31 protein-coding genes are annotated in these 25,299 nt (G+C 26.4%); 27 read left to right on the top strand and 4 right to left on the bottom strand.

What is annotated here, in order from left to right; genetic code table 11:
* Positions 1-10 precede the first annotated feature (10 nt).
* The 3 genes from I4V63_RS11415 (at position 11) to I4V63_RS11425 (ending at position 1,977) form a co-directional block, all read left to right on the top strand.
* Positions 11-1,033, top strand: coding sequence for a putative sulfate exporter family transporter (locus I4V63_RS11415; protein WP_196001377.1), 1,023 nt, complete (start codon positions 11-13; stop codon positions 1,031-1,033).
* Positions 1,034-1,113: 80 nt separating this feature from the next.
* Positions 1,114-1,644 (top strand): cob(I)yrinic acid a,c-diamide adenosyltransferase, encoded by a 531-nt coding sequence (locus tag I4V63_RS11420; protein ID WP_196001378.1) that lies wholly within the window; start codon positions 1,114-1,116, stop codon positions 1,642-1,644.
* A 96-nt stretch (positions 1,645-1,740) separates the two neighbouring features.
* Positions 1,741-1,977: a TIGR04540 family protein gene (locus tag I4V63_RS11425; RefSeq protein ID WP_196001379.1), complete on the top strand. Its 237-nt coding sequence runs from the start codon at positions 1,741-1,743 to the stop codon at positions 1,975-1,977.
* A gap of 450 nt (positions 1,978-2,427) precedes the next feature.
* Here the strand turns inward: I4V63_RS11425 and I4V63_RS11435 are convergent, their stop codons facing one another.
* Positions 2,428-2,814: a carboxypeptidase-like regulatory domain-containing protein gene (locus I4V63_RS11435; protein ID WP_196001380.1), complete on the bottom strand. Its 387-nt coding sequence runs from the start codon at positions 2,812-2,814 to the stop codon at positions 2,428-2,430.
* 306 nt (positions 2,815-3,120) lie between these two features.
* Here I4V63_RS11435 and I4V63_RS11440 point away from each other — a divergent pair, with 306 nt between their 5' ends.
* Positions 3,121-3,363 carry a hypothetical protein gene (locus I4V63_RS11440; RefSeq protein ID WP_196001381.1) on the top strand — a complete coding sequence of 81 codons (243 nt, stop codon included), beginning with the start codon at positions 3,121-3,123 and terminating at the stop codon, positions 3,361-3,363.
* 63 nt (positions 3,364-3,426) lie between these two features.
* On the opposite strand, the gene I4V63_RS11445 is transcribed toward I4V63_RS11440, so the two are convergent.
* Positions 3,427-4,056, bottom strand: a complete 630-nt coding sequence (locus tag I4V63_RS11445) for a polysaccharide deacetylase family protein (RefSeq protein WP_196001382.1) — start codon at positions 4,054-4,056, stop codon at positions 3,427-3,429.
* Positions 4,057-4,392: 336 nt separating this feature from the next.
* On the opposite strand from I4V63_RS11445, the gene I4V63_RS11450 reads away from it, so the two are divergent.
* The 6 genes from I4V63_RS11450 to I4V63_RS11475 all read left to right on the top strand — a co-directional run bounded on the left by I4V63_RS11450 (position 4,393) and on the right by I4V63_RS11475 (position 8,311).
* Positions 4,393-4,626, top strand: coding sequence for a hypothetical protein (locus I4V63_RS11450; protein ID WP_196001383.1), 234 nt, complete (start codon positions 4,393-4,395; stop codon positions 4,624-4,626).
* A gap of 146 nt (positions 4,627-4,772) precedes the next feature.
* Positions 4,773-5,504 (top strand): phosphatase PAP2 family protein, encoded by a 732-nt coding sequence (locus I4V63_RS11455; RefSeq protein WP_196001384.1) that lies wholly within the window; start codon positions 4,773-4,775, stop codon positions 5,502-5,504.
* A gap of 144 nt (positions 5,505-5,648) precedes the next feature.
* Positions 5,649-6,161, top strand: a complete 513-nt coding sequence (locus tag I4V63_RS11460) for a putative ABC transporter permease (protein ID WP_196001385.1) — start codon at positions 5,649-5,651, stop codon at positions 6,159-6,161.
* A 123-nt stretch (positions 6,162-6,284) separates the two neighbouring features.
* Entirely contained in the window at positions 6,285-6,632 is a 348-nt protein-coding gene (locus I4V63_RS11465; RefSeq protein WP_196001386.1) for a hypothetical protein, read from the top strand.
* A gap of 417 nt (positions 6,633-7,049) precedes the next feature.
* Positions 7,050-7,379, top strand: coding sequence for a hypothetical protein (locus I4V63_RS11470; protein ID WP_196001387.1), 330 nt, complete (start codon positions 7,050-7,052; stop codon positions 7,377-7,379).
* An 89-nt stretch (positions 7,380-7,468) separates the two neighbouring features.
* Positions 7,469-8,311 (top strand): Mrp/NBP35 family ATP-binding protein, encoded by an 843-nt coding sequence (locus tag I4V63_RS11475; protein WP_196001388.1) that lies wholly within the window; start codon positions 7,469-7,471, stop codon positions 8,309-8,311.
* A 173-nt stretch (positions 8,312-8,484) separates the two neighbouring features.
* On the opposite strand, the gene I4V63_RS11480 is transcribed toward I4V63_RS11475, so the two are convergent.
* A complete protein-coding gene (locus tag I4V63_RS11480) occupies positions 8,485-10,047 on the bottom strand; it encodes an LTA synthase family protein (RefSeq protein WP_196001389.1) in 1,563 nt (520 codons plus the stop codon).
* Between the two features lie 402 nt (positions 10,048-10,449).
* Here I4V63_RS11480 and I4V63_RS11485 point away from each other — a divergent pair, with 402 nt between their 5' ends.
* From I4V63_RS11485 to I4V63_RS11500, 4 genes are all read left to right on the top strand, one after another.
* Complete coding sequence (locus I4V63_RS11485; RefSeq protein ID WP_196001390.1) at positions 10,450-10,674, top strand: YgjV family protein; 225 nt, start codon at positions 10,450-10,452, stop codon at positions 10,672-10,674.
* Positions 10,675-10,863: 189 nt separating this feature from the next.
* Entirely contained in the window at positions 10,864-12,432 is a 1,569-nt protein-coding gene (locus I4V63_RS11490) for a DNA mismatch repair protein MutS (RefSeq protein WP_196001443.1), read from the top strand.
* A 207-nt stretch (positions 12,433-12,639) separates the two neighbouring features.
* Positions 12,640-13,710 carry a GDSL-type esterase/lipase family protein gene (locus I4V63_RS15935; RefSeq protein WP_196001391.1) on the top strand — a complete coding sequence of 357 codons (1,071 nt, stop codon included), beginning with the start codon at positions 12,640-12,642 and terminating at the stop codon, positions 13,708-13,710.
* A 117-nt stretch (positions 13,711-13,827) separates the two neighbouring features.
* Positions 13,828-14,295 carry a hypothetical protein gene (locus I4V63_RS11500; protein WP_196001392.1) on the top strand — a complete coding sequence of 156 codons (468 nt, stop codon included), beginning with the start codon at positions 13,828-13,830 and terminating at the stop codon, positions 14,293-14,295.
* 61 nt (positions 14,296-14,356) lie between these two features.
* Here I4V63_RS11500 and I4V63_RS11505 read toward each other — a convergent pair whose 3' ends face one another.
* The gene (locus tag I4V63_RS11505) at positions 14,357-15,175 is read right to left on the bottom strand and encodes an NAD-dependent protein deacylase (protein ID WP_196001393.1); all 819 of its coding nucleotides are present in this window, start codon (positions 15,173-15,175) and stop codon (positions 14,357-14,359) included.
* Positions 15,176-15,474: 299 nt separating this feature from the next.
* On the opposite strand from I4V63_RS11505, the gene I4V63_RS11510 reads away from it, so the two are divergent.
* The 13 genes from I4V63_RS11510 (at position 15,475) to I4V63_RS11570 (ending at position 25,172) form a co-directional block, all read left to right on the top strand.
* Positions 15,475-15,669 (top strand): hypothetical protein, encoded by a 195-nt coding sequence (locus I4V63_RS11510; protein ID WP_196001394.1) that lies wholly within the window; start codon positions 15,475-15,477, stop codon positions 15,667-15,669.
* A 107-nt stretch (positions 15,670-15,776) separates the two neighbouring features.
* Positions 15,777-16,694 (top strand): helix-turn-helix domain-containing protein, encoded by a 918-nt coding sequence (locus I4V63_RS11515; RefSeq protein ID WP_196001395.1) that lies wholly within the window; start codon positions 15,777-15,779, stop codon positions 16,692-16,694.
* 546 nt (positions 16,695-17,240) lie between these two features.
* Positions 17,241-17,396 (top strand): hypothetical protein, encoded by a 156-nt coding sequence (locus tag I4V63_RS11520; protein ID WP_196001396.1) that lies wholly within the window; start codon positions 17,241-17,243, stop codon positions 17,394-17,396.
* Entirely contained in the window at positions 17,396-17,662 is a 267-nt protein-coding gene (locus I4V63_RS11525; RefSeq protein WP_196001397.1) for a hypothetical protein, read from the top strand. The genes I4V63_RS11520 and I4V63_RS11525 overlap by 1 nt, the downstream gene beginning before the upstream one ends.
* Positions 17,663-17,725: 63 nt before the next feature.
* Positions 17,726-19,114: a DEAD/DEAH box helicase family protein gene (locus I4V63_RS11530; RefSeq protein ID WP_243280493.1), complete on the top strand. Its 1,389-nt coding sequence runs from the start codon at positions 17,726-17,728 to the stop codon at positions 19,112-19,114.
* 343 nt (positions 19,115-19,457) lie between these two features.
* On the top strand, positions 19,458-20,306 hold the full coding sequence (locus tag I4V63_RS11535; protein ID WP_196001399.1) for a hypothetical protein: 849 nt from the start codon (positions 19,458-19,460) through the stop codon (positions 20,304-20,306).
* A gap of 157 nt (positions 20,307-20,463) precedes the next feature.
* Positions 20,464-20,607, top strand: coding sequence for a hypothetical protein (locus tag I4V63_RS11540; RefSeq protein WP_196001400.1), 144 nt, complete (start codon positions 20,464-20,466; stop codon positions 20,605-20,607).
* A gap of 647 nt (positions 20,608-21,254) precedes the next feature.
* A complete protein-coding gene (locus tag I4V63_RS11545; protein ID WP_243280494.1) occupies positions 21,255-21,461 on the top strand; it encodes a ribbon-helix-helix domain-containing protein in 207 nt (68 codons plus the stop codon).
* Positions 21,461-21,832, top strand: a complete 372-nt coding sequence (locus I4V63_RS11550) for a hypothetical protein (RefSeq protein ID WP_196001402.1) — start codon at positions 21,461-21,463, stop codon at positions 21,830-21,832. Before I4V63_RS11545 ends, I4V63_RS11550 begins: the two co-directional genes overlap by 1 nt.
* Positions 21,832-22,044, top strand: coding sequence for a hypothetical protein (locus tag I4V63_RS11555; RefSeq protein WP_196001403.1), 213 nt, complete (start codon positions 21,832-21,834; stop codon positions 22,042-22,044). The genes I4V63_RS11550 and I4V63_RS11555 overlap by 1 nt, the downstream gene beginning before the upstream one ends.
* 36 nt (positions 22,045-22,080) lie before the next feature.
* A complete protein-coding gene (locus I4V63_RS11560; RefSeq protein WP_196001404.1) occupies positions 22,081-22,713 on the top strand; it encodes a hypothetical protein in 633 nt (210 codons plus the stop codon).
* On the top strand, positions 22,713-23,387 hold the full coding sequence (locus tag I4V63_RS11565; protein ID WP_196001405.1) for an HK97 family phage prohead protease: 675 nt from the start codon (positions 22,713-22,715) through the stop codon (positions 23,385-23,387). Before I4V63_RS11560 ends, I4V63_RS11565 begins: the two co-directional genes overlap by 1 nt.
* A gap of 234 nt (positions 23,388-23,621) precedes the next feature.
* Positions 23,622-25,172 (top strand): recombinase family protein, encoded by a 1,551-nt coding sequence (locus tag I4V63_RS11570; protein ID WP_196001406.1) that lies wholly within the window; start codon positions 23,622-23,624, stop codon positions 25,170-25,172.
* The last annotated feature ends 127 nt before the right edge of the window (positions 25,173-25,299 follow it).

Below are 25,299 nucleotides of genomic sequence, written 5' to 3' on the forward strand. Positions count from 1 at the left end.
AGTAATAACAATGAAGAAAAAAAATTTTATAGAGTATATTAAAGGTATACTCCCAGGATTTTTAGTTGCATTGGCAGTAGCATTAGTCGGAATGTTTATTGCAAAATTTGTGCCTAAATTAGGTGCAGGTACTATATCTATATTTTTAGGTATGTTTGTAGGAAATTTATTTTTAAATCAAGATGTGTTCCAAAAGGGATATAAATTTTCAGAGACTGATATATTATCATATTCTATAGTTTTATTAGGCGCAACATTAAGTATAGGAACGCTATTAGAACTTGGTATAGGTGGGTTTACATTTATAATAATACAAATGGCAATAACTATTATTGGAACTATTTATATAGGAAAAAAATTAGGGTTTAGTGAAAATTTTAGATTTTTAATGGCTAGTGGAAATGCTGTATGTGGTTCATCAGCAATAGCAGCAACAGCACCTGTAATAGATGCTGATGATAAAGATAAAGGAATTTCAATAACTATAGTAAATATAACGGGTATTGTTTTAATGTTTATTTTACCATTAATAGCAAAGGCGTTATTTAAAGATGAAACTTTAGCTACAGGGGCATTAATAGGTGGAACTTTACAATCTGTTGGGCAAGTAGCAGCTAGTGGAGCTATGGTCGGTGAGCAAGTAAAGGATATGGCTATGATATTTAAAATATTAAGAGTTGTATTACTTGTTGTTGTAGTATTTGTATTTGGACATATAAAAAATAAAAGTAATGTAGAAATAGTTGAGGAAGAAACAACAGATATTAAAAAAGGAAAAGTTAAAATTCCTTGGTATGTAATAGGATTTTTTGTAACTTGTGCATTATTTTCTTTAAAAATAATACCTAATAATATATCTCATATATGTAAAGAAGTAAGTAATAATTTAGAAATTATTGCCTTAGCTGCAATTGGATTAAGAGTAAATGTAAGAGATTTACTTAAACAAGGAAAAGCTGTATCTTTATATGCATTAGGAGTTGGAACACTTCAAATAGTAGCAGCACTAGTACTAATATCAATTTTACTTTAACAATAGTTAAGATTGACAAGACCTAAATATAAAAGTATTATTATTAAAATAATTATAATATATTTTTAGAGGTGGAAATAATGGATAATGGGCTTATACATATATATTGTGGTGATGGCAAAGGTAAAACAACAGCAGCAATGGGTTTAGCTATAAGAGCAGCAGGAAGAAAAAAGAAAGTATTCATTACTCAGTTTTTGAAAAGTGGTAAAAGTGGAGAATTAATATCATTAGAGAAATTAGATGAGTATATTACATTTTTCCCAGGAAAGCCAGTTAATAAATTTGTTTGGGACATGAATACAGAAGAAAAGATGCAAGCTAAAATCGAGCATACTAAAAGATTTCAAGCAATTAAGGATATAATGAATAAAGAAGAATATGATTTATTAATATTAGATGAAATCATGGCTACTATAAATAATGAATTTATAGAATTAAATGATGTAATAGAATTTTTAAATAATAAGCCTAAAACATTAGAAGTTGTAATGACTGGTAGAAATCCTAATGAAGAGTTGATAGCATTATCTAATTATGTAACAGAAATGAAATGCATTAAACATCCTTTTAAAGAAGGTATTCCATCAAGGATTGGAATAGAGTTATAGGGTCTAGTCAATTTAATTTACTTAATATATAATACACTAGTGTTATAAAAACTTTTATACGCATTTAATAAAAAGATAAACAAAAAGGAGCCATATATGAGAGCAGTATATAGAAATCCAAAAGAATTAGCGACAAAACTGAAGGATGTAGTAGATTTATATCAAGATGATTTATTATCATATGAAAAACTAGAAGAAACAGTTGTAGCTATGATAAAGGCTAATGATGATAGAATATATAAAAATGGATTCATGCCAACTAAATTAATTGCAGCAATTGGAGAAGAAAGAAAGTCTATAGTTGATAAAATAGCGGCTGATAACAATTTATAATTTTATGAAATTTAAAGTTAGTATTTAGAAGTATAATAGTCTTACTAAATACTAACTTTTTTTGTTGGAAATAATAATTAATATATTTAATGATGAAAAAGCACTAATTCATTTAATGATTAATATAGGATTGTAGTTAATAGTAGCAATAAGGAATATGTATCTGTAAAAGCAAATAAGCTTAGAGAAAATATTGAGGACTATGATTTTAGTGTTGATTCTAAAAATATAAGTGTTACTGTAAGTATAGGAATATATAATTACTCTAAAAATTATAAATGTTTCAATAATAACGTAAAATTTGCTGATGAAGCTTTATACTTAGCGAAGTTATTTGGGCGCAATAAAGTGGTTAATTATTAATATTTTAAATGAATATTAATTAAAAGGGACTGCAAAACAGTCCCTTTTATTTATCATTTGTATAAAGTTATGAGTTGCAATTTAAGATTAGCATCCACAACCAGTGGATTCACTTTCGCTTTCTGCAGTAGCAGCATTTATACAAGATCCTTTAAAACAGCTAACTTTTAAACATTTACGGATAATTTGAGTATTATCTTTAAATATCTTTAACATATAAGTTGTGTTTGGACATAAAGGACCAAATAAAAATTGTCCATTATCATCTGTGAAAGTATGAGTTAATGGAATTGGATATTCACACTTGCCGTTAACTTGAAGTAGTTTAACTACTGCATCAGCTACAGGTAGTCCATTTTCATCAAGTACTGTACCAAATATACAGCTTCTACATTCCCTTGGTAATTTAACAACTGCATCTATTTGTTCATTACAACCAGTCTTAAAAATACAATTTCCTATTCTTCCGCTCATGAATTTATCCTCCTAAGTTTATTGTAATATACTATAATATATTCTTAGGAGAAAACAATGTGTACATAAAAGTAAAAGTTATTTATGTAAACAATAATTAGAAGTGTAAATTAAGAAAGTTGTAATAGAAAGTAGATAAGTAGAAAATAATAATATTAATAAGAGAAGTATTATTGTTAAAATGAAAATATTAAATAAAAATTATTATTTAATAAAAAAATATTGTAACAAATGTTACTGAAATAATAATTAGTTATTTGTATAATTAAGACTATAATACATCTATATATTTAAGGAGGAAAATAAATGAGTTGTGGATGCGGAAATATGAATAAAAAAGATGGGAAGGCAGTAGTTGATTTAGTTAGAAGTAAAGATAAAGCGGACTTCCCTTTAGCAACTCCTCATGAAATAGAATGTAGTTGTGGAAAGACATTTACAATGAAAAAATTAGTTGATAATTGTCCTTATTGTAAAATGACATATGGTGTTACTCCTTGTTCATCAAGAGATAAGGAAAATATAGCAGCTGCAGGAATAGAATATTAATTTAGTAGAAATGTTAAATCGAAACTAGTATTTAGTTGCGATTTAACATTTTTTTGCTAAAAATTATTTTAATGTTCTAAATGTATAACCTTCATTTTTTAATAGTTTAATTATTCCTGGTAAAGCTTCTACGGTAGTAGTTTTTGTCATACAGTCATGCATTAAAATAATAGCTGGATTTTTATAGTTACCATCTTTATCTTTAATATTTTTAGCAACATTTTGAATAAGGGTTTCAGGTGGGATATTATTACTTTTAGCATCTCCAGAATCTACATTCCAATCATAAACATTTATACCTTGTTCATTAAGCTTTGTAGTTATATTTTTTGTGAAATCTTTACCTCTAGAATTAGCTACAATGGTATTATGAGATCCGCCAGGGAATCTAAATATTGTACAATCACTACCAGTTGTTTCTTTAATGAATTTTTGTTGTTTTTCAAAATTATTAAAAAATGCTTCTTCTGAAGTATAAATATGTTGAAATTCGTGATCAGCAGTGTGATTACCAATTGCATTGCCTTCCTCATAAGCTCTTTCTACAAATTTAATATGAGGTTCTATATAAGGGGAGATAATGAAAAATGTTGCATGAACATCATTATCTTTTAAAATATCAAGTATTAGTTCTGTATTTTTACTAGGGCCATCATCAAAGGTTAGGTAAGCAATTTTTTCATTTGGATCCAAATTTACTTCACAATTTGAATTGCAAGAGAAAATATTAAATATAGTAAAAAAAGAAATTAAAAAAATTATAAAATTTTTTAAAAAATAAATTTGGATTTTTTTTATTTTATAATGGAATTGATTATTTAACTTAAAATTTAAAATTTCAAAAAAATTAAATTTTTCATTTGCATTGTACATATCATAAACTCTCCTTGTATTGATTTCATATAGTATTTTGTCCAATAATAGTATTAGTTTATGCAAATGTATATAGATTGATTAAATTTTATTATGAACATATACAAATATAAGGAATATTATAAATTAGAAAGAATTCAAGGAGATTAAGTGTAAATGAATCCATATGAACTAATCATGAAAATTGATAGAAAAATGAAACAAGATCCTAATTTTGCTAACAGGTTTAATAGGTTAGTTGCAGAGTTTAACAGGACTCCTGGTTTACAACAAGAAGTAATGAGAATAGCGCAAATTCAAGACGAGAAAAAAAGAAAAAAAGCTCTAGAAAGTCTTCCTGATAATATAAAACAATCAGTTGCAGAGATGTTTAGGCTATTAAATAGTTAGATTTGTTAGAACTTAAATAATAAAAAGTAACCAATTTATAAAATTGGTTATTTTTTATTGTTTTATATAGAAATGTAAAGAGGAAGATAGTATTATAACTATATCCATAAAATAACAAAAATGAAAAGGAAGTTAAAGGGGGAACAATGGTGGAGGTTAACTTAAATACAATAAAGATAAATGATAAAATAAAAATAAAAGTTTTAGATTTAGTATGGTTTTTACTTATACCAATAATAAATATAAATTATTATATAGCAGGTACGATTAATAAAAATGGACATGAACTCAACACTATGTTTGATGAAGTTATTAAGTTTAATTCGATTTTTATAATTCCCTATTTATATTGGTATATATATATTGTAATAGGTTTTATAGTTATATTAATACAATCACGAGAAAATTATATGAGAACATTCTTATCGTTTTTCATTGGAATGGGAATATGTTATTGTATTTATTACTTTTATCCAACAGAAATTATTAGACCAGATGTAAGCAATACAAATATGTTAAATTATTTAGTTAATATTATTTATTGTGTGGACAGACCTGTAAATTGTTTTCCATCTTTACATGTATTAACAACTTATTTTATAATGCGATATACTAAATATGAAAAAACTAAGAAAAAATTCTATTATACACAAATTGTAGGAATATTAATAATTTTATCTACAGTTTTTGTAAAGCAACATTTTGTAGCAGATGCTATAGGGGCTATGGTTATAGGTGAAGTAATAATTTATTTTATAAATAAAGTAAATGATGAGAGGATAAAAGAGATTTTAAATGCACCATATAAAATAAAGGATAAAATATCAGAAAAAGTGAAAACTAAAGTTGCTGATGGAGATGAAAAAAAGTTTTTGTAAATAAGAAGATATAAAGATAATAAGCCCAGGAGTATTTAAAGATTAGATGCTCCTGGGCTATTTTTATATAAAAATATAAGAATAGTTTAGTATAAATTAAAAAAGATGAGTAAAACTAAAAACATACTAAGGAGGAAGAGTAATATGGAGTTTTTATATAATTTTTTTATTTATGGTTTCTTAGGATGGGTTTTAGAAAATGTTTTTAGTTATGTTGTTACTGGACATTATAAAGAAGATGGTTTTTTAATTGGACCATTTAAGCCTATGTATGCCATTGCTATGGCTTGGATTATTCAATTATATAATGCTTTTCCTAATAAGATATTTTTATTATTTATATCAATTATTATTCCTACTACTGTTGAATACACAACAGGTATTATAATGAGAAAATATTTTAATAAGGACTATTGGGATTATTTTAATGAAAAGTATAATTATAAAGGAATAATATGTTTAAGATTTTCTATGGCATGGACTATTATTAGTATTTTAACTACAGAGTTTTTACAACCATTTTTAATAATGAGAATATATTATATGATAAAGCCTGTATGGTCTATTTTAGCAATTTTATTAATAATATTATTAGCTTTTGATGAGATTTATACATTAATAAAATTTAAAAATAAAGGACAAATTAATTTAAAATAAAAATTTAGATTTAGATAAGAAGATACTGTTAGTAATTTAAATGACAGTATCTTTTTGAGTTTTAAAATTTTAAATATTAATATATAATAAAGTAATAATAATTAAAACTGAAAGAGGTAAGATATGAGTTTAATTAGAACATACGAAAAATTTACAAATATAGATACAGAATTTATAGCTTTTATTGAGAAGGCCATAAAAGATGATTTTCAAAGTTTTACTGAAGAACAAATGAAAATGAATTTAAAAATAGCATTAAAGAATTATGAAAATTTAAAATTTGAAAGTGATGAAATTAATGCTAAAGATGATGAAGAAAAAAACAATTTAAATGATTTAAAATATTTAATAATGAGTGGATTATTTTTAGTATCAGATTTACAACATTTTTATAGTTTAAATGAATATGAAAGATTTAAAATGAGAGGAATAAATTATATAAATAATAGCAGAAGAAGGAAAGTGGTTTAGAGAGGTTAAAAATATGACTATATCGGATGATATAGTCATATTTTTAATTCTTGATATAATTAGATAATATACGTTGTTCATTTATCCTACCTATTAATTATAAAATTATATTGTCAACCACTATAATAAATTTTAGCATTTACAAGAATAAATCTTTATAAATGTATAAATATAATAAAAACAGTAAAAAATATGAAGAAAAATATATTTTTATTATAATTTATATTAAAAATAATTAGGTTTAGAAACTTTTAATTGTGTTTAAATTAAAATTAAATAAATTAATAATTAAGTATAATTGTTTTTATAAATCAGAAATAAAATGTTTAAGATATATATAAATAGTAAATAAGTATAGAAGAATTACATGAGAAAATTTATTGCTTAAAGTGTTTTTATATAAACAAAGGAGTAGGTATGAAAAAAATATTGATAAATGGTTTTTTTATAGTATTATTGATAGAATTACATGTTGCTGAAGTAAGTGCGAGTATGGTTCAGGTTAAAGTGCCTGATTCATATGGTGCGCCAAAAACATATTATCAAAAATACTTTGATCATGATTATAATATAGAAGATTATAGTAAAAAAAATGATTTGATAAATCAAGATAATAATGAATATGAAAATAAAATAGATTTCTATTTTGATGATTATGATTACTATAATCATTATTATGATTATAACTATTATGACGAAAAGTATGATTATTATAAGCATCATTATTATGAGGATGAAGGATATTAAATCCTGATAGTAAGCGCTAGGGAATTTGACAAAGAAAGATAAGAGGAATAAACTTATGATAAATAGTACCAAATAAAGAGGTGAAATAAATGTCAAATTGTAATTCATGCCCAAGTAATGGCGATTGTGGAAAAGAGGAAGAAAAGTGTAATATTCAAAATAATTCTTCAAATAAAATAAAAAACATTATAGCTGTAATGAGTGGAAAAGGTGGAGTAGGAAAATCTACTATGTCTGTAATGTTAGCAAGACAGTTAATTCAAAGAGGATATTCTGTAGGAATTTTAGATGCAGATATTACTGGTCCTAGTATTCCAAGATTACTTCATATAGAAGAACAAAGAGCCATGGGGACTGAGAAATTAATTTTCCCAGTAGAAAGTAGTGAGGGAATTAAAGTTATGTCTTTAAACCTTGTTGTTGAAAAGGAAGACGAAGCTGTAATTTGGAGAGGTCCAGCAATAGTAAGTGTAGTAAATCAATTTTGGACTGGAGTATATTGGGGAGAGTTAGATTACTTAATAATTGATATGCCACCAGGAACAGGGGATGTTCCTTTAACGGTAATGCAATCTATTCCTATTAAAGGAGTAGTAATGGTTTCTATTCCTCAAGATATGATTTCTATGATTGTTTCTAAATCTATAAATATGGCTAGAAAAATGAATATTGATGTATTTGGAGTTATAGAAAATATGAGTTATATTAAATGTCCGGATTGTGATAAAACAATAAAACTATTCAATGGTGAAAATACAGAAAAGTTCTTGAAGGATATGAATGTAGAACTTTTAGGAGAGTTACCTATGCATAGAGCAATTACTAATTATGGAGCTTTAGAACTAATTGAAGAAGAGGAAGAAATTGCAGAATTATTTGATCCTATAGTTGAAAAGGTAATAGCAAAATCAAAGAAAAAATTAATGTTATAAATCTTTACTTATAAAAGTATCTAAGTTTTGTGTAGAATAAAATGTACCCTATAGAGTAGACATGATAAAAAAGAGTCTACCCTATAGGGTACATTTTAACTAATGAAGTTACCTCCTAATTTTATTTTTATTATATAAGAATTATTAAATTGAAAAGCAATATAGAAATATAATTAATTCCCATTCGATTCTATTTCATTACTATAATTTTTACCGATAACTCTATCATAAGTAATTAAGTCAAGCTCTACGTTTCTCTCATTAGAACTTTGAATGCTTGGGGAGTAAAGTGGATAAGAATTCATAATACTTTTCATAGTACTAGTGAACTTTGTATCCTCACTTCCAATCATATCAGTTACTACATAAGGAATGTAAAAAGCAGAAATAGTTTTATCATCATTATATAAAATATTTGAATTATAATTGTTCCAAATAATATATTTTTGAGTATATATTAATTCAGAGTTAGTATCTGAAACACCTAATCTGTTATAAACATCATCATCAGGAGTAAAGAATGGAAAATGATCTCCCACAAATACTAAAATAACATCTTCATCAAAATCTTTAAGCCAATTAGTAAATTCTCTTAAATCATTACTTGTTTCTTTTACACCTTGTAAATAATATGATAATTGATCAGCACCTTCAGCAGTTTCTTCATAGTAAGGCTGATGATTTTGCATTGTAGTAGCAAAAATATAACTTGGATCATCACTTGATTTTAGTACAGATTTTATTTGGTTAAACACACTTTCATCTGAAATATATCTTCTAAATGTATTTGTTTCTACAGTCATATTATCATCAAAATATAAGTTATCAAAACTATATTGAGAATAAAGGGTTTCCCTATCATAGAAACTTTTACTAAAAGGATGAATATAAGTAGTAGAATAACCTAAGTTTTTAAAATATTTAGGTATTGTATCAATTGTTTCTTGCTTTTTTAATAAGTTTTGTGGAACTGATGGTGTGTTAATTGCATAGGTTGGAAGACCAGTTAGCAATTCAAATTCAGTTCTTGTTGTGTATCCTCCAAAGGTTGGAACAACACAATTTCCTACATATCCTTCAGAAGCAACTTGATCAAATCCTGAGTATATATCCCCATCTATATTGAGAGAATCAAATACTCTAAAATCACTAAATGATTCAGACATAATAAATATAACATTAGGTTTATTTTCATTAAATGTCATATTATCTGAATTTGTAGTTGTATTATCAGTTGAATTTTCATTTTTAGAAGAAAATAATTCATTTATAGAATCATAACTATAATTTTCAGGCGGATTTACAATATCCATTAAATTTTCAGAGGTGGTTTTTGCCAAATAAGGCAAAAAGCCTATATCACTAAATTGTTCGTTACTTTCTAATATATTAGTTGCAACATTAGTTTCTATTTCAAATACTGAAAATACTTTTGCAGAGATGGATGTTGTTAATGCTATAGTTAACATTGCACTTATACTTGCACAAATATAAATACGCTTTTTTAGTGAAAAATCTAGAATTAAATTATCCTTATAGGTAAAAACTATATATATTATTAAAATTGCTAAGTTAAGAACCAAAGGATAAGTAATTTTTAATGAAGCAAATTTTCCAACGTCGCTTAGATTTTTTGTCATTATTAAGTCACTAATAACTAAATGACTTCCGCTAGTTTTATATTTAAAATATTCTACACAAGATAGAATATAAAATATTCCACCATGAATTGCCATTGAGAGCCATGCTTTATTTATGATAAGAAAAATTAGTATAAATAGTATTGCAGATATTAATATATTAAATAATAAGATATTTGGTTTTGTTATTAAAAAGGTCATTGTTTCATTGAAATTCTGACAAATATTATATTCTAACAAAATAGATATCATTAATGGATATAAAATAACCAATAAATATTTAAATATATTTTTGTAGTTAATTTTCATGATAGAATAATAACTCCTTTCTCATAATATATTTTGTATATTTATATATAACAAATATATTATATACTTAAATATCTAATTTTGTAATTGCGTTAAGAGAATATTAAGAGAAATTTAATTGAATATATATTCATTTTCTATGAATCGGTATAAAATAATAATATTTTAACAAAAGAGGAGTGCTTTTTTATGTTTGGAATACCATTGATTGAGTGGGTTGGATATGCAGCATCAATAATGATTGCAATATCTTTATTAATGACTGATATATTAAAACTTAGAATAATTAATTCAATTGGATGTGTGCTTTTTGCAATTTACGGATTTATTGTAAAGGCCTATCCCGTAGGTATTATTAATACATTTATATTCTTTGTTAATATGTTTTACATATATAAATTTTCAAAGAAATAAAAAATATATAACGTCTTTAAAGTATAAAGCTTTAGAGACGTTTTTGTATATTATAAAAAAACATAATATTATTAATTATATTATAAAAGGTGATTATAGTGTATAATTAAAATAAATTTATAATAAGATATAGGTATTTTTAAATTTATTTCAAACTATAAGAGACAAAAGAGGTGCAATATGAGTTTAATGGATTCAATATTAGGGTTATATGATATTATGAAAAATGATTTTGGAGAGGAAAGAAAAAAGAAAAGAAATTTTAAATATATAAGAACATATTTTGATATGGAAGAACATGATGGATACACTATAGATGATCAAACTTGGGATGATTTTAACATGGATGAAGTATTCAAAAAAGTTGATAGAACATATAGTAGTGCTGGGGAAGCTATATTATATAAAATGCTTAGAAATCCACTTCATGATAAAAAGAAATTAGATGAAAGAGATAAATTTATCGAAGAGCTAAGAAGTGATAGCGATTTAAGAACTAAGCTTCAAATGATTTATTTCAAGCTTGGATATGATAGGAAAAATACTTTTTTAGATATGATAATGGAACCACTTGAGGAAAATAAAAGTAAATATTATTTATATATTTTCTTTGGAAGAGTATTAATGCTTGGTACTATACTTTTATCAATATTATTTAAGGAGCCATATTGGTTACTTGCAACTTTTTGTTTATTATGGGTAAATGTATTTATTAATGATAAGGAAAGAAAGAATGTTAAGTCACAGGGATTATTATATTTAAGAAATATAATAATTTCTGCAAAAAAAATTACAAAGATAAATAACCCTAAAATAAGAAATTACACAGATGAGATGGAAAAAATATTAAAAGAATTAAAGGGAATTGATAGTGCAACTAAAACTATTCAATTTGCTAATGTTGGTGGGGGAGTTTTTGAAGTATTTACTATACCATTTTTATTAGAAGAAACTTCTTTTTATAGAGTAGCAAGTTTATTAGGAGAAAAAAGAGAAGAAATTTTAGATTTATATTATTTATTAGGTGAGATAGAAAGCTATATAGCAATTGCATCTTATAAAGAAGAGATAAAAGATAAGTATACTAAGCCAATATTTAATAATGGGGTAAATATAAATATCATAGACGGCATACATCCACTTGTAAAAAATGCAGTATCTAATTCTATTAAGTTTGAAAAGAGAGGAATAGTTTTAACTGGAACTAATATGTCAGGTAAATCTACATTCTTAAGAATGATAGGATTAAATATGATTTTTGCTCAAACTTTTAATTTTGTATTAGCTAAAAAATATGAAGCATGTTTCTTTAATATAGTATCATCTATTAGTCCAAGTGATGATGTTACATTAGGAAAGAGTTTTTATATGGCAGAAGCAGAAGCTTTATTAAGAATTATAAAAGCATTAGAATTGGAATTACCAGTATTTTGTCCTATTGATGAAATATTTAGAGGGACAAATCCTATTGAAAGAATTTCATCGTCAGCTGAGATTCTTAAATATATAAATAGTAAAGATAGTATATCAATAGTAGCAACTCATGATAGAGAACTTACAGATATACTTAAGGATGATTATGAATTCTTCTATTTTAGTGAAAAAGTAGATAGTAAGGGATTAACCTTCGATTATAAGTTAAAAAGGGGAGTATCTAAAACTCGTAATGCTATTAAATTATTGGATCATATTGGATACCCAAAAGAAATAATTAAAAAGTCTTATTTAAGGGCTGAAACCTTAGAAAAATATATGTAAAAAAACATGGTTATATTAGTCTATATTTTATTAGCTAATATAACTTTTTTTATTAACCTTGTGTAAATTTTTTCTAAAGGTTAATTTGTAGAATTACTTTATGTTATTAAAGATTAAAGGGGAAAATGTAGATAATTTCATGGAAAAAAATACCTAAAAAAGCTATATAATAAATATAGGAGTTTTTTTTATGAGGGAGGGGCTATTGTGAAAAAGATAAGCAAATTAAATATAATAGCTATAGTAATAATAGGAGTAATACTTTTAATTATACCAATTTCAATTCAAGCAAATGGAAGAGATGCAAGTAATAGCATTAATAAATATGTAGCTCTTGGTGATGAGGTTGCATCTGAAAGTGAAGACTATTATGATGTATCTTATGTGTCATTAATAAAAAATTTTTTAAAGGCTTTAAATTCAGATTTAGCTTATAGTAATTTAAGTATGGAAGGAATAACATCATCTGAATTACTTGACATAATAAATTCAAATAAAGAGGAAATAAAAGGTACTGGTTTAATTACTATATCCATAGGAGGAAATAATATATTAAATGTCATTATGAATAATTTATATAATAATATTGATAGCGAACATTTAAGTGAATATGATGAGGAAAAATTTGATGCTATTGTAAGTGAATACTTGAATAGTGATGAAATAAATTCAGAAGTTATGAAGGAAATAGATAGTTTTGAAAAAGATTTTATCAATATAATTAAGCAAATAAAAAAGTTATCTCCTGATGCAGATATTTATATAAATACTGTTTATAACCATATTAATAAAAAGGGAAATATATATGATTACTTTGATGAAAAGATAAGTGCTATTAATGAAGTAATTACAAAAAATTATAGTATATATGATTATGAAGTTATTGATTGCTATAACATTTTAAATAGTGATGAAAAATTAAATTTTCAGGTTGTAAATAATGAATTTAAAATATATCCTAATAAAGTTGGACATGCAATGATGGCAACTCAGGTTATATCTGATTATGAAGATTATGTAAATTTAGAAGTAGAAAAAATCACATCTTCTAGCAATAACATAAAAGGGAAGACCATTCCAAGTAGTAATGTAATTGTTGTATCAGAAAATGGAACAGTGGGGACAACACAAGCAAAAAAGAATGGTGAATTTGAGCTTGAGATATCACCTATGGTTTCAGGAACTAATCTACAAGTATTAGTTTATGATAATAATATCTTCTCAATTTTATATAAATTTCAGAAATTAGTGGTTAAAAAGGGTTTATTTACATCGTAATTAGTTTGGCCACATTTGATATGGACAATCATATTTTTCTTTCAATATGGTAATACTAAGCTTGAAATACTTAGGAGTAATTATAACAAACTAAAGATAATATTGGAGGAAAAAAGTATGAAGAAAAAAGTTATATCATTATTGATTTGTTCTGCATTAATGATGGTAGAAGGTGTTACTTATGCCCAAACTATAACTACTAATTCAAGTGATAGTAAGACTACAGTAGAAGCACCTGCAGAAGAAAAGGAACAAACTAAATCTAAGGAAACATCTGAACCTTCAGAAGAAAAGTCTTCAGATGAAAAGTGCAAAAAAACTTCTCAAGATGATATAGAAGAAACTTCTTCAAACCCTTGCAAGAAGAAAGAAAAAGAAGAGAAGAAGAAGGAAAAAGAAGAGAAGAAGTGCAAGGACGACAATAAGAAAGAAGAAAAGAAAAAAGAAGAAACTAAGTGTAAGGATGAATCTAAGAAAGAGGAAAAAAAGAAAGACGAATCTAAATGCAAAGATGAGTCTAAAAAAGATGAAGCAAAAGATCAAAATAAATGTAAATGCAGAGATGAAGAAAAATCTGCAGAATAATATAAATAAAACAATAGAGTCTATAAATTTAGACTCTATTGTTTTATTTATGACATATTTCCTAGGAAATTTTATTTACAACCTCACTTAAAACTTTACCTATAGAATCATTAATAACTAAATCAGCCTTATTATCAGCCGAAGTTGAACTTTTATTTATAAGAATAAGATTTTTTCCTTTAAAGTAATCAATAAGCCCAGCAGCAGGATAAACAACAAGTGAAGTTCCACCTATAATTAATGTATCAGCATTTGTAATGGCATTTACAGCACCTCTAATGATATTATCATCTAGTCCTTCTTCATAAAGAACAACATCAGGTTTAACACTACCACCGCATTTAGTACAAGTAGGCACACCTTTAGATTCTAGAATAAATTTTTCGTCATAAAAAGCATGACATTTAGTACAATAATTTCTTAAAACAGAACCATGAAGTTCAAATACAGTTTTGTTACCGGCAGCTTGATGAAGTCCATCAATATTTTGAGTAACGATAGCTTTTAATTTACCCATTTCTTCAAGTTTAGCTAATGCAATATGACCAGCATTAGGTTTTGCATCGGGATATATTAGTTTAGATTTATAAAAGTTAAAAAATTGCTCAGGATATCTTATATAAAAACTATGAGAAACTAATTGTTCTGGAGTAAAAGTAACATTAAGCTTTTCATTAAATAATCCATTAGAGCTTCTAAAGTCAGGAATTCCACTTTCAGTTGATTCTGATAACGAAGTCCTTAAATCTGACATAAATATTCCTCCTGAACTTCTAAAGTCAGGGATACCACTTTCGCAACTACATCCAGCTCCACCAAAGAATACTATGTTATCACTATTTCTAATTATTTCAGCAAGTTGTTTTATTTTATCATCCACTAAAAACACTTCCTTTCTTTATTTCTATTATAAACATTTAAAATAATAAAATCTATTTCAAGCTATCAATATATTAAAAGTATCACAGTGAGCTATAGAGAAGTATCACAATGAGCCATAATCTAATACTTACTATATCTATATTTAACTTATTAGTATATAGTATTAGACTAATTGGAAAGTAAATTTCCTATGGCTTTATTTTTTAAATTATTATAGTCTACTTTAGTTTAGTCTATGCAAATAACGCTAAGTGATGTATAATGATATTAAGATGATTCACTGGGAGGTACTTAAAAATGGCAATTAAAAATAGAAAGAGATTGAGTACATCTTTAAGTTATGAACACTTTGAGTTTTTAACAGAAGTATGCGATAAGAATAAGCAAAAGCAAAGTGTAATAATTGAAATGGGATTAGAGTTATTAAAAAAGGAAATAGAAAATAAAAATCTATATGAGATAATGGAATCATTAGAAACTGATAAGAAATAAAAAAACTTGTCAGTTTTTATTTTTTTACTTTACAGTAACGTCACTATGTGTTATTATATGTGTATAGTAACGCATAATAACATCACCAAGAAGGGAGGGAATAACAAATGCAATTCTTAAAATTATCTTATGAATTAATAACTGATAAAAATATCACATCTAATGAATTTAGAATATATACATATCTAATGAGCCTATACAATGAGAAGCTAGGTTGTTCATTCCCTTCTATAGAAGTAATTGCAGAAAGAACTACTATATCAATAGCAACTGTGAAAAGAAGTATTAAAAAGCTAGTTGAGCTTGGTTATATGGTAGTAAAAAAGCAAAAAGCAAAGGTTGGTAACTTTAATAAGTATACTAACTTTAAGCATTTAGCTTCAGATAAAAAAACAGTAACAAAGATACAAAAAACAGACGTTAAAAATGGAAATCCAATAGACTCAAATGCTGAAATTCCAGTGAAAGGACAAATTCATATATCTGAAGTAGTAGAAGAAGTTGAAAAAGTTAAAATATTGACACCAATAGAAAGAAAGGAGTATGACCAACTTAATAATGCTTCAGTTAGGATTGCAAGAAAATATACTGATATTGATGGTAATGGGTATGTAATATCAATATTAGCTTGTTTAGATAGTGAAATAGTAAGAGAAGCTGGATATAGATTCAAAAATCAACTAGAGTTAGGAAAGCTTAAGTTAAATTGTGTATCTAACTTTTTAAGAGTTGTTGTTGATAAATATTTTGAGAAAGGGGTAGATTTCCCAAGTAAAGCATTTAATATGCTTAAAAAATATAACTATGTTACGTTTCAACCATCTGATTCGAAATCAGCGATGATTTTAGAAGAGAGAGAAATGTATATGAATGCTCAAGAAACTAGTGAGGAATACGTTGAAAGAATTAATAGAGAGCTACGATTATCAGATAAGATAATAGGTAGAACAAAGTGTGTTATAGAAAATAAGACAGAAACATTAGATTTTAATGGAATAATTATTGGAGATAATATTATAGCTTAAAATAAAAAAGCACTCCCAAGGTGGAAGCACTCTTAACTCGCAATTAAGATTTTAACACCTTGATAAATAGAAAGCAAGGAGGAAAAGGTATGTCAATATATTGTCTAATAGCCTATGTTGAAGAAGTTGGAATAGAAAATGCAACTTTTCAGGGGTTAAGACTATGGAAAAAATCAAAATGGAGAGATTAATATATTTTAAAATAATTCAAATATAGAAAGATATGATTGGTAAGTAAAATCTAAAAATATAACAAGTTTATATGTTAAGAAAAAATTTTAAATTATTTTTCATATGATATTAGGTTTGTAGTAACAAATATTAAACGTAAGATGATATTAAAAAATAATAATGTAGAAGTTGGATTTATCCAACTTCTTTTTATTTAAGTTGATGATTATTTTCATCAATTTTTTTATACAGTAGGTTTGTATAACTATATGTAAAACAAATTAAATTATGATCTTGTTTTACGTTTTGAAGCAGTAGATTCGGATAATCCTAATGTAGAAGAATTTTAAATATAAAAAAGGAGAAGTATACTTTATGAAAAAAAGAGAAGCAACAGTAACAATTAGATGTAGCGAACAATTACGAAAGGAATTTAAGATAGCTTGTATTGCAACAGATACAAAAGCAACGGATGTAATTGAAAGGGCTATGAAAGAATTTATTGAAAAAGTAAATGGAGGTAAGAACTAATGAAAGGATTAGCGACAAGAAATAACTTAAACAAAAAGAAAGAAGCTCTAGAATCAATTGAAAAGTTAAAAGAGTCTTATAAGTTAGCAGTAAAAACTAAGGAATATTATTCAAAACTATGGGAGGAAGAAGAAGAAAACCAATTTAAACAACATAGATACCTAGAAATTTTTATAGATTATAAAAGAGTAGAAGAACAAACTAAAGAAAAGTTAATAGCTTTATTGGGGGAATGTGAGTTAACTTTTGAAGAATTAGAAGGTTAAACAATAAGCTAATGCTGGAGTGACAAAAGCTCCAGCTAGGTTATACAAAAGATGGAGGAATTTATGGATAGATTAGAGAGTTATAAAAGAGTATTAGCAGATATAGAGAGTGGACATATTGCTTATGATAGTAAATTGTTAAGCATAGTAAAGGGAGTTATTAGTTCATTATCTCCTGAGTTAGAAATTAGAGCTATGGATGAGATTAGAAAATATAAGACTCTTAATGAGTTATGGCATGAAAGAGGTTATAGAGTATCTAATGGAATTAGTCTTATTGTAGCACCTTGTGGAAGTGGAAAAACATATTTTACATTTAATACATTAATTCAAGGGGAGAAATTAGAAAATATAATTTACTTGTGTGATACATCAAATCTTAAAAGAGCAGTTAGATTAGATAAGGACTATTCACATTTGTGCAGATTCTATAGTAAGAATGATGATAATAATGTAGTTAATAACTCTATAGAGTTTGGTGAAGGATTTGGAGAAAACAAAATAACTGTAATGACTTATGCACAATTTGGATATTATGCAAAAAGAAATCCCGATTCATTTAGAAAGATAAAACTTATTGTAATGGATGAAGCTCATCAGCTAGTTGATTATAGAATGAAATTTGATAATGAAGATTCAGATATGTATGAGGTTGCTATTGAAAAGATTAAGTCGTTAAGTAGACAAGCTAAGGTTGTAATGTTATCGGCAACACCTGAATTAATAACATATAATAAAGGATTTAAAGTACCTACTACTTATGATTTTAGTAATGAACCTGAAATAAAAAGATTAAGAGAAAATATAGTAATACCATATAGAACCAATAGAGAAATAAAGAAAGTTATAAAAGATTTTAAAAAAGTTACTACTAGAACTGGTGTTAAGATGTTAGTTTATACAGATAGGATTGCTACTGTAAATGATATTGTGAAAACCTGCTTTAATGAAGGGGTAAGGGCAGTTGGTCTATGGAGTTTAAATAATAAAGAAAATGCAATGAGTACACATCAATTAGAAGTATTAGAATCAGTTGTTAAAGATGGAATGATTCCTGATAATATTGATATTTTAATAATAAATGCTTCATTACAAACTGGAATAAACATAAAGAATAATGATATAGATTGGGTTCTAGTAAATTCAACTAATAAAACAACTCAGATTCAAGCAAGAAGCAGAGTTAGAAAAGATATTGACAGATTATATCTAAAGTCTGATGATTCTGAAATATCTAATGATATTGAGTTAGATGAAAAGTGGTTAAATAGACCATTAACTTCTAATGATAAGAAAGAATTAAGCAATGAAATTCAACTTTATGATGAAAGGGGAAGGCTTATAAAGTGGAAGGGGTTATCACTAAGATTAATTGAGCAAGGCTATAAAATAGAAGATTTAACAAAAGTAATTGAAGGGAAAAGAGTAAGGATAAGCATTATTAACATTTAACACAACTTAATTATAGGTAACATTTCCGTGTCTAGCTATATATCTATAGTAAATCACAGAAATGTTACCTGAAAAATCACTATTATTCACCAGCGAAACTTCGAGCATTTAAACTTGAACGAGCAAAGCGAGAGAAAGTTTATAATGTGAGATGCTGAGCTGAGAGGTTAAACCGATAGCTTTAAGCTCAAATAATGAGATATAGAGTCTTAATGAAAGTAGCAAATAGACACCTTTTAAAGATGTATAAATAACCTTATTGTAAATGAAAAGAAGGAGGGAAGTTCACTGGATGCAGTATTAAGTTGCATCAAATATATACAATAAGGAGATAAAAAAGATTATGAAATTAGAAGTGAATCTAGAATTAAAAACGTTTGAAGAGAGGTTGGCTCACATTGAAGAACTGGTTGAAAAAGGGAAATTAAATAGTATTACAAATGGACAAAAGGAGTTTATAGCTACATATTTATTAAAGAAAGCTCCAAGAGATAAAGTTATTAAAAAGAAATACTTACTTATGAGCAAGAACGAATTTGATACTTACATTGAAAGACAAAGGGTTGGTTTAGAGGTAGACAATCCTAATGAGCCACTTAAGATATTTGTAGCTGAAAAAAATGATTATATAAATATGGATTGGAAAATTACTGATGAGGATTTAATAGAAGAGTCTATAATGGGTTTAATATTAAGACAATATAAAATTTACAAGAATCTATTAGATGAGCTTCAGAAGGATGGAAAACTTAGTGTTAAGGCATATAGAAGATTAATGAGCAACATTAATGATGATATGTTACTTACTAAACAAATATGTAAGAGCGCTACTGAAAAAGAAAAACCTAAACAGTGGATTGGTGATAAGGTGGACTATGATGCTATTGATTACACTAATGAGAATCATGTAGAAGCTATTATAAGGTATATATATTTAAAAGGAGATATAATACCAGACAATATGATGTGTTTAATAGCCTATGATATATTAGTTACATTAGATGAAATGAAGAATAAAGGGTTGCTTACTGAGGAAGATATAATAATAGTTCATATGATAAATGAAGGTTATACACTTAAGGAAATTAGTTCAAAAGCCAGAATTCAAGAGAGTGGAGTAAGAAAGAGATTTAAGAGGATTTGTCAGAAGATATCTAGATACAACGAACAAAAAATAAATACAAAAAAATAAAAAAAGTTCGTTTCTTTAGGACAAATATATGGAAAATATATACTATTAAAATTGAGGGAGGGAAGAGCTTTCCTCATAAATAGGAACGACCAAAACTATTAAAGCTTCAGTGATTTTTGCTGGAGCTTTAATTATTAAAAAAAGGAGCAAGGAATACGTGAAGAAAAAGAAACATCAATTGTTATTGAATATGACACAAGAAGAAAAAGAAGAATTTAAAGTAAATGCAGATAGTAATTTTATGACTTTAAGTCAGTATATTAGATGGTGTGTTCATCAGATGATAAAGAAAAATAAATAATAGTTATCTAAAGGCTATAATTTCATAATAAATACTAAGGTATCTCCGAAAGACAACTAAATTCCATATTTATAGCCTTCAAATAGCTATTACTATTTCCTTTCTTGTAGTGATAACTAGTCTAAGTTTCATATTAGAATCTATCTAGGAAGTGTAATCTAGTATTATTCATAATACTGATTGTGTTGGCTAGAGCATCATTAAATTGGTGCTCTAGATTAAGTATTGATATTGAAATAAAAATAGTAGGAGATTATGTAGTTATAGAAATATAAGTAATGATTACAAGTAAAGAGAGTGATGAAATAGATAATATAAATATGATTATAAATAATATTTGATGATGTGAAGAAAGGAAAAATAGAAGTACGAGGTTAAATTCTATTGGAGTGGTTAACAATGGTAGGAATGACCTTCTTTTTTTTATCTTTACACTTAATAGAGTCACGCCCTGCAATAGAATAAAATATGTGTGCTTTTTTATTCAATGAAATTAAGTAAGACAGATTAGAACAATTAAAGATAAAAGGCATAGAAAAAAACACGTTAAATTAGTGGTTAAAATCACAATTTCTAACGTGTCTTTTTTGTTATGAGATTAGCTTAGCATAAAAATAAATTTATTGTCAACAGAAAGGAGTAAAGTTTTGAAAAGGATTTATAAAATAACATTTAAGGTTAGTTCTGATGAGAGAGAAGCAATTAATGAATTAATCAAAAGAAAACAATGTAGTTTATCAGATGCAATAAGAGAAAGTCTTCGTGAATATTATTCACTTCATGGTTTTGAGGGAAGTTATGATGTTACTGCAAATAGAGAAGTAAAAAAAGATAGAAAGTGGGAGCTTTACTAATGGAAGATAAGCTACAAGAACTACAAGAGTTTCATAGTGCTATAGGTTTCGATTTAGCAGAAAAAAGGAATGACTTAGAGTTATTAGCATCAAAAGAAGAAAGGAGATACTTTTTATGGCTAATAAAGACTATACCAAACATTACGAATGTAGATATTATTCCAATTACTACAATGGCAATGTTACTAGCTACAATAAGTAAGTTAAATGCTTACATGGCTAAATGTGAGAATAATGTAGAGCTTTATCTTAAACTATTAGCTAAGAGAAATGAAAGTATAACTAAGCTAGACATGATAATGAAGAGTTATGGATTAACCAATACGACAAAAGATAAAATTTTTATTGCATATGAAAGTGAGGAAGGATGATGACTAAAAAAATAGTTAAAAAGAATAGTAACAGTAGCGAAGATTATGTGTCATATCTAACTGGCGACTCACTTTTTGATTTGTTGAGAGAATTTTATAAAAGTCAGTATGGATTAGATAGTCCAGAGTGGAAGTCAATTGTAGATAATGATAGAAGAATACAACTAGAGAAAAAGCGTAAGAAAATTAATGCTGATAGAAGATACAAATAAATCTAAAAATACTAAAGAAAAAGGAGAAATAATATTATGTCAAAGAATAAAGTAAGTAAAGGTATAAACACAAAAAGAATTCAACAAATTGAAAATTATGATTATAGCTTATGGAATTTAGTGAATCCAAACTTTAGACAACAATCAATTTTAAATCCAATAGGTGCTGGAGTCGCATTAACTACATTACAAGAGCTTAGAAAAGAGCTAGACAGTTATGAAATAAAATTACAACAAATAGACTGTAATAGAGTTTTTGGTAGGAATATGGAGCTCACAGAAACAGAAGTATTTATTAGAAGTATTAATAGTCATCTAAACTATAGAAATGACTACAATAAAGTTATGCAAACTAAAGAGTTAGATAGAGATTTTCCAAGAGAAGAAAGAGAGAAAATTGCAAATGATTTAGAGGAAGAAATAAAAAAAGAATACAGAAAGATTACAACAGTAGGAAAAATTAATAAAACTCTTAGAAGAGCTTCAGAAGCCAGAGTAGAAGCATTAGGTGTAGAGTTAAGAGATATTTTAAGCACACTTGAAGCACCAACCGAGGAGTATATAAACAATATGTTATATCTAATAGCAGAGTCTAAGATTAAAGAAATTAAAAGTAGATTGGATTCTAAGATTGCTTACTTAGGCTCAGTGATGGAGGATATAGCATAATGGAAACAAGAATGAATGATACATTAGAATTGAGAGTTAACCAGCAAGAGAAAAAAATATATCTTGCTGGTTATTTACCAGTTAATGAATTTTCTGAGGTATTGATGGACAAAGATGGAAAGAAATTTAGAGAGAAAATTAATAGTGGTTGCTTCAGTAGAAAGCTGAAATCAATGGGAGAAAAATTTCCTTTGTTACTTATAAATCATGATTATAAAAATCAAATACCAGTGGATGCATTTGAATATGAAGAGAGTGGAAATAGATTAAGAATACTTTATACTTTACCTTTAACAGAAGAAGTAATGGATAAACTAAAAGATTTTGGTGAAGCTAAATTATCATTTGGATTTACGGTGCTGAAGGAAATAAAGCTTCCTAAGAAAAAGGATATAGATAGTGTAGACTATGAAAGAATAGTAACTGATTTTGATACGTTAAGAGAAATCTCGATTCTTAGAAATAAGCTACCTGCTTACTCCCAAAGTCAAGCTTTTACTGGAGATGAAAAATCAGTGAAAAGAGCAGTAGCAAAAGCAGAAATTTCAGAAAGAAGAAAAGAGATAGTTAGGTTACAACAGTTAGAGATAGATAGGTACAAGGAATACATAAATAAAAAGAGAAGAAATGATTTGTTTAGATTTGGTGCAAATGTAAAAATACCAATGAATTAATCAATAGGGATGCAGTAGTAAATATTGCATCCCGATTTTTTGCTTTTTGTAGAAAAAATAAATTTTGAAAATAACTTATAACTATAAAAATGTAGGTTGTAAAGATTATAGAAATTTGAAAATCAACAGAGAGCCTTTAAAGTAAGTATTTGCCTAGTGTTTACCTAATTAAAATTTGGATTTTATTGATAAAAATGATATAATCACTCTAGAAAATAAGGAGGATGTAACTGTATGAGTCAAGTAACAAAAGAGAAGGTTTATTTATATGCTAGAGTATCTACTACTAGTGAGGAACAGTTAACGAGTTTTAACACTCAATCCAATTACAAAAGCTCAGATTATGAAATAATAGAAGTATTTGCTGATTATGGAAAAACTGCTACCAAAGTATTTAATAGACCCAATTTCATAGAGATGCTAAAGAGATGTAATGTTTTAGTAGAGAAGCACAAAGGTAATATCATATTTGTTAGTGGCGAGAGTAAAGCACAAGTAAATAAAATTATAGTAAGCCATAGCAGTAGATTTATGAGAAATCAAATATTAATGAAGCAATGTTTACTGGCTTTGCAACAAAACAATGTAGAAGTTATATTTTTGGACATGGGAAGGAGTTCATTTGATAATGATATAGATTTTATTCTTAATGTTTTTTTCTTATTAGATGAACAAGAGTCAAGGAATACTCAATACAAAGTTAAGAAAGGGTTGGAAAAAGCTAGAGAGCAAAGAAACTATTTGCCACCTTGTCAAAAAATGCTTGGATTTGATTATATTAATGGAGAGAATAAGTTGATACAAAATCAAGATGCTCCTAAAGCTAAGTATATATTTGAAGCTTACTCAGAAGGCAAAAGCATGAGAGAGATAGCTAAGGAAATGGATATGAAGCCTAATAGAATAATGGAGATTATTAGAAATGAACGTTATTGTGGATATGTAGGATATCAAAAATATTACTATGATGAAAAAAGTGAAACAAATAAAAAAGCGAGAGAATATGATATAGTACCAAATGATAGGATTGAAGCAATCATTTCTAAGGAACTATGGGATAAATGTCAAGAGATTAGGAAATCAAGAACCTTAAGAGGAAAAGGGGTTAAAAATGGAGTCTATGCAATGAGTGGCAAAATAAGATGTAGTGTTTGTGGTAAAAATTTCTTCCATAAAGGAACTAATAAGAAAGGCGATTTATGGGAGTGTAGTAGTAAGAAGAATAATGGGGATTGTAATAGTGCTTGTTTTAATGAAGATACACTTAAGAATTTTTTATTATCTCCAAGAGGAATAAATGAGTTTAAATTGACTATAGAACAAATCATAGATGAGATATTATCAAAGTATAAATTAAAAGATAAAAGTTCTTTAGAAACAAAGTTAGAGAGAAATATTGGAATATTAGATAGAACTAAGGAACTCTATATGGATGGAGAAATTAGCAAAGAGAACTATAACACTAGAAGCTCAAAACTAAAAGCAGAGATAAAGGATATTGAAGAAGAAATAGAAAATATAGATAACTTCAATTCTTACTATGATGAAACACATAGACTTAAAGATGATTATATAGATATATTAAATTCACTTAAGATTAAACTTGAAAATGGTGAATCAGAAGATGTATTTAAAAATCATATTGAATATATTGTAGTTGGTAGAGCTTATGATGAAGAGAAAGAAAAGATAATACCAACAGTAGAAGAAGTTAAGTTTAAAGACTTTACGTCACTATATAAAATATTAGAAAAGGCTGTATTTACGACAACTGGAGTGTTTTAAGCACTCCTTTTTTTATTCTTAATAATATAGAAATTAAGTAAAATTAATACATATTAAAGAAAAATATGTATATAAATACAATATAAGTTTGCCTTTTAATAATATTATATATTATACTTAATTATGG

Origin of the sequence: Clostridium sp. 1001271B_151109_B4, assembly GCF_015670405.1 — a bacterium.
GTDB lineage: Bacteria > Bacillota > Clostridia > Clostridiales > Clostridiaceae > Clostridium.